The organism is Caldimonas mangrovi (assembly GCF_023721835.1).
Classification (GTDB): Bacteria; Pseudomonadota; Gammaproteobacteria; order Burkholderiales; family Burkholderiaceae_C; genus Caldimonas; species Caldimonas mangrovi.
Genome location: NZ_JAMKFE010000035.1, coordinates 1 through 4362 on the forward strand (window position 1 = coordinate 1; position 4362 = coordinate 4362).

Genomic DNA, 4362 nt, shown 5'->3' on the forward strand with positions numbered 1-4362 from the left:
GCTCGGCCCAGGCCGCCAAGGAAATCAAGACCCTCATCGGCGCCTCCGTCGAGAAGGTCGAGTCCGGCGCCAAGCTGGTGCAGAACGCCGGCTCCACCATGACCGAGATCGTCGCCTCCGTGCAGCGCGTGTCCGACATCATCGGCGAGATCACCGCCGCCACCGCCGAGCAGAGCTCCGGCATCGGCCAGGTCAACACCGCCGTCACCCAGCTCGACCAGATGACGCAGCAGAACGCCGCGCTCGTCGAGGAGTCCGCCGCCGCCGCCGAAAGCCTCAAGGAGCAGGCCTACAGGCTCGCCGAGGTCGTCGGCGCGTTCAAGCTCAAGCAGGAGGCAGGTGCCGTGGCGCAGAAAGTCATCGAGCGTGCACGCGGCGTCATCAGCGGCGCCCCTGGCCCTGCGCTCGCCCCCGCACTGGCGGCCGCCCCGCCAGACGCTCCCAAAGCAGCGCGCAAACCCATCCCGGCACCGCCCACAGCGCCGGCGGCCGTCCAGTCACAAGCAACGCCCGCCACGGGCCAGGACGACGACTGGACGTCGTTCTAGCACTCCGCGCCACGCTCTTGCGCGCGCAGCGGTGCTTGTGCGCACATCAGGTCTGAAACAGGGCTCAAGCCGGCGCGCCGGCAGCCGATGACATCAGGGGGCCCCGCATCTTGTGCAAGGCCTCGGTTCCTCTCGAACCGGGCCACAGGATGCGAGGCATATGCAGTACCCATCCTCCCTGACCATCAATGACTTTCCTCAACCGACTTTCCGTGGCCCAGCGACTCTGGGTCGCGATCCTCTGCCTGCTCGGCATGATGCTGTTGATCGGCAGCCTCGCGCTTGGACGCGCGCGCGTCATCGAGCAACGTTCTCTGGAGACCCTGACGTCCATGCATGACCTCGCCCAGAAGGCGCAACGCTGGAAGGGCATGACCGAAACGGCCGTCGCGCTGGGCATGGCGAGCGCCGTCGCCACCGACGGGTCGGTCACGGAAGTGTTCAAGGACAACCTGGACAACGACCGCGCCCGCATCAGCAAGCTGCGCGAGGAAATCTCCAAGCAGCTTTCGTCCGACGAAGACAAGGCGCTGATGAAAAACGTCGGGGCCAAGGGCGCAGCTTTGGTCGCTGTCAGCATCAAGGTCGGCGAGATGGGCCGCAGCGGCGACCAGGCAGGCGTGATCGCGGCGATCGGGACCGAGTACCGCCCTGCCACGCAGGCCTACCTGGCCAGCATCGACGAATTCGTTGCCGCCCAACAGCGCAAGGGCGACGCCGCACGCGCGGCCGCCGAAGCAGCCCGAGGCAACCTGCTATGGCTGGCCGCCGGTGCCGGCCTGCTGGTGACGCTGCTGGGCGTGGGCGTCGCGTCCCTGCTCGTGCGCTCCATCCGCGGCCCGTTGCGCGAATCGGTCGCGTTCGCTCGTGCGGTGGCCGACGGCAACCTGACGCTCGATATCACCACCGACCGCACCGACGAGCTGGGCGAGCTGACGCGATCGCTGCAGCACATGCAGCAATCGCTGGCACGCATCGTCGCCGGTGTACGCAGCTCGACCGACGGCATCACGCACGCGTCGACCGAGATCGCCAGCGGCAACCTCGATTTGTCGTCGCGCACCGAGGAAGCCGCCTCCAGCCTGCAGCAGACCGCCTCGTCGATGGAGCAGCTCACCGGCACCGTCAAGCAGTCGGCCGACGCCGCCCGCCAGGCCAACCAGCTGGCGTCTTCCGCCTCGTCCGTCGCCTCGCGCGGCGGCCAGGTCGTCTCCCAGGTGGTCGCCACCATGGACGAGATCAACACCTCCTCCAAGAAGATCGCCGACATCATCGGCGTCATCGACGGCATCGCCTTCCAGACCAACATCCTCGCGCTCAACGCCGCCGTCGAGGCCGCCCGCGCCGGCGAGCAAGGCCGCGGCTTCGCCGTCGTCGCCGGCGAGGTGCGCAACCTCGCCCAGCGCTCGGCCCAGGCCGCCAAGGAAATCAAGACCCTCATCGGCGCCTCCGTCGAGAAGGTCGAGTCCGGCGCCAAGCTGGTGCAGAACGCCGGCTCCACCATGACCGAGATCGTCGCCTCCGTGCAGCGTGTGTCCGACATCATCGGCGAGATCACCGCCGCCACCGCCGAGCAGAGCTCCGGCATCGGCCAGGTCAACACCGCCGTCACCCAGCTCGACCAGATGACGCAGCAGAACGCCGCACTCGTCGAGGAATCCGCAGCCGCCGCCGAAAGCCTCAAGGAGCAGGCCTACAGGCTCGCCGAGGTCGTCGGCGCGTTCAAGCTGGCACAGGCCGATGCGTTGACCGCCAGCGCGATCTCGCGGGCGCGCACGTCCTCGGTGCCGGCAGCCCTGGCAGCTGCACCTGCCACTGCAGCGCCCAGGACTGCGCCACCCACCGGATCGGCCACGCCGGCGGCAAGTGCGCCGCCGACGCCGGCCCCCAAGGAACCCGCAGTCGCGTCGACTGTCGTGAAAGCAGCCGACAGCGACGACGACTGGACCTCGTTCTGATCAGCCGTGACATCCGGCACGGAGCCCGGCACCCGCATCGAAGCGTGCACACACCGCGCAGGTGCAGTGCTCAAGTTCCGCCCGCTTCGGCCGAAACAGCGTAAGAGCACGCAAGCAGGAGACCCGATATGGGCATGATGGAACCAGTTAACAGCCTGCTGCCCGCAGGTGCAGCAGGCCGCGGCGCACAGGCGCGCACGATGAGCGGCATCCCGAAGGAATACCTCACCTTCCGCCTCGGCAACGAGGAATACGGCATCGACATCCTGAAGGTGCAGGAGATCCGTGGCTACGAAGAGCCGACCCACATTGCCAACGCGCCGGCCTTCATCAAGGGCGTCGTCAACCTGCGCGGCGTGATCGTGCCAATCGTCGACCTGCGCATGCGCTTCGGCTGCGAGAAGGTCGAGTACAACGGCTTCACGGTCTCGATCATCCTGAACGTGAAAAACCGCGTGGTCGGTGCCGTCGTCGACGCGGTCAGCGACGTGATGGAACTTCCCGCCGAAGCGGTGAAACCGGCCCCTGAGATGAGTTCGGTGGTCGACGCCAAATTCATCACCGGCCTGGGCCAGGTCGGCGAGCGCATGCTGATCCTGATCGACATCGAAAGCCTGATCCTGTCACCCAGCCTGGGGCTGGCCGGCGCCGAACTGGCGGCCTGAGGCCGCGGCTGCGACTCCCTGTCTCCCCCCGGCGGCATGGCTTCCGCGAGCCGTGCCCTGCACCCGGGGCCGGAGTCTGACTCCACCTTGCATCAGCGCCTCGGGCGCTGTTCTTCTTTTCCGACCCAAGATGCTTCGACGCTTTACGATCCAGACCCGACTGACCGTCGCCTTCAGTGCGCTGGCGCTGCTTGTGGCACTGCTCAGTGCCGCCGCCTGGCTCACGTCGCGCTTGCAGAACCAGTCCGTGAACCGGTTCAACCATCATGTCGTGCTGTCGATGAAGTCTGCCGACGAACTGTGGGTAGCGATGTTGAGCAGCCGGAACCATGAAAAGGACATGCTGCTGTCGATCGGCGACATGCAGGCACTGCAGGCCCTTCGCGCCGATTGGAAGCAAGACCAGGAGCGCGCCATCGCGCTGCTCGACGACATCACCGCACGGGTGATCGACGACACCACGATCGGCCGGTTGAAGCAGATCGGCAGCGAGCTCAAGGCCTATCGCGAAGCGGCCGCTCCGGTCTTCGACCAGATCGTGGCCGGCACGATCGGCGACTCCCTGTCGGGACGGCAGGCGCTCCAGGCGGCCGCCGGCCATCTGGGCCGGGCCGAAGCCACACTGCTGGAAGCGCGTGGCGCCGTCGCCTACTTCACCGGTGTCGTGATGGACAAGCTGAACGGGTTGTACGTGGTCATCACGTGGGCCGTGGTCGCCGCGCTGGTGGTGTCGATCGCGCTGGTCGCGGCGCTGGCCTGGCGCGTCAGCCGGTCCATCGTGCTTCCGCTGCGTGAAACAGGCGACTTTGCAGCGCGCGTCGGCGCGGGCGACCTGACGACGTCGCTGCAACCGGTCGGCAGCGATGAAGTCGCTCGTCTTCAAGGAGGCCTGGTGGTCATGCGCGATGCGCTGCGCGCCACGGTGTCCCAGGTTCGACAAGCGACCGACAACATCACCAACGCGTCGACCGAGATCGCCAGCGGCAACCTCGATTTGTCGTCGCGCACCGAGGAAGCCGCTTCCAGCCTGCAGCAGACCGCCTCGTCGATGGAGCAGCTCACCAGCACCGTCAAGCAGTCGGCCGACGCCGCCCGCCAGGCCAACCAGCTGGCGTCTTCCGCCTCGTCCGTCGCCTCGCGCGGCGGCCAGGTCGTCTCCCAGGTGGTCGCCACCATGGACGAGATCAACAC

The 4362-nt window shown here is 67.4% G+C and carries 4 protein-coding genes; all 4 read left to right on the plus strand.

Annotated elements, in window-relative coordinates; translation table 11 throughout:
* A partial coding sequence (locus M8A51_RS26035) for a methyl-accepting chemotaxis protein (RefSeq protein ID WP_251781540.1) occupies positions 1-548 on the plus strand: 548 nt, incomplete at its 5' end.
* Positions 549-760: 212 nt separating this feature from the next.
* On the plus strand, positions 761-2506 hold the full coding sequence (locus tag M8A51_RS26045) for a methyl-accepting chemotaxis protein (protein WP_368408604.1): 1746 nt from the start codon (positions 761-763) through the stop codon (positions 2504-2506).
* Between the two features lie 200 nt (positions 2507-2706).
* Positions 2707-3171 carry a chemotaxis protein CheW gene (locus M8A51_RS26050; RefSeq protein ID WP_251781541.1) on the plus strand — a complete coding sequence of 155 codons (465 nt, stop codon included), beginning with the start codon at positions 2707-2709 and terminating at the stop codon, positions 3169-3171.
* Between the two features lie 130 nt (positions 3172-3301).
* A partial coding sequence (locus M8A51_RS26405; RefSeq protein ID WP_280926206.1) for a methyl-accepting chemotaxis protein occupies positions 3302-4362 on the plus strand: 1061 nt, incomplete at its 3' end.

What these genes read in the sequence shown, in the direction of transcription:
- M8A51_RS26050 (WP_251781541.1), top strand. Translation starts at nt 2,707, where the DNA reads ATGAGCGGCATCCCGAAGGAATACCTCACCTTCCGCCTCGGCAACGAG.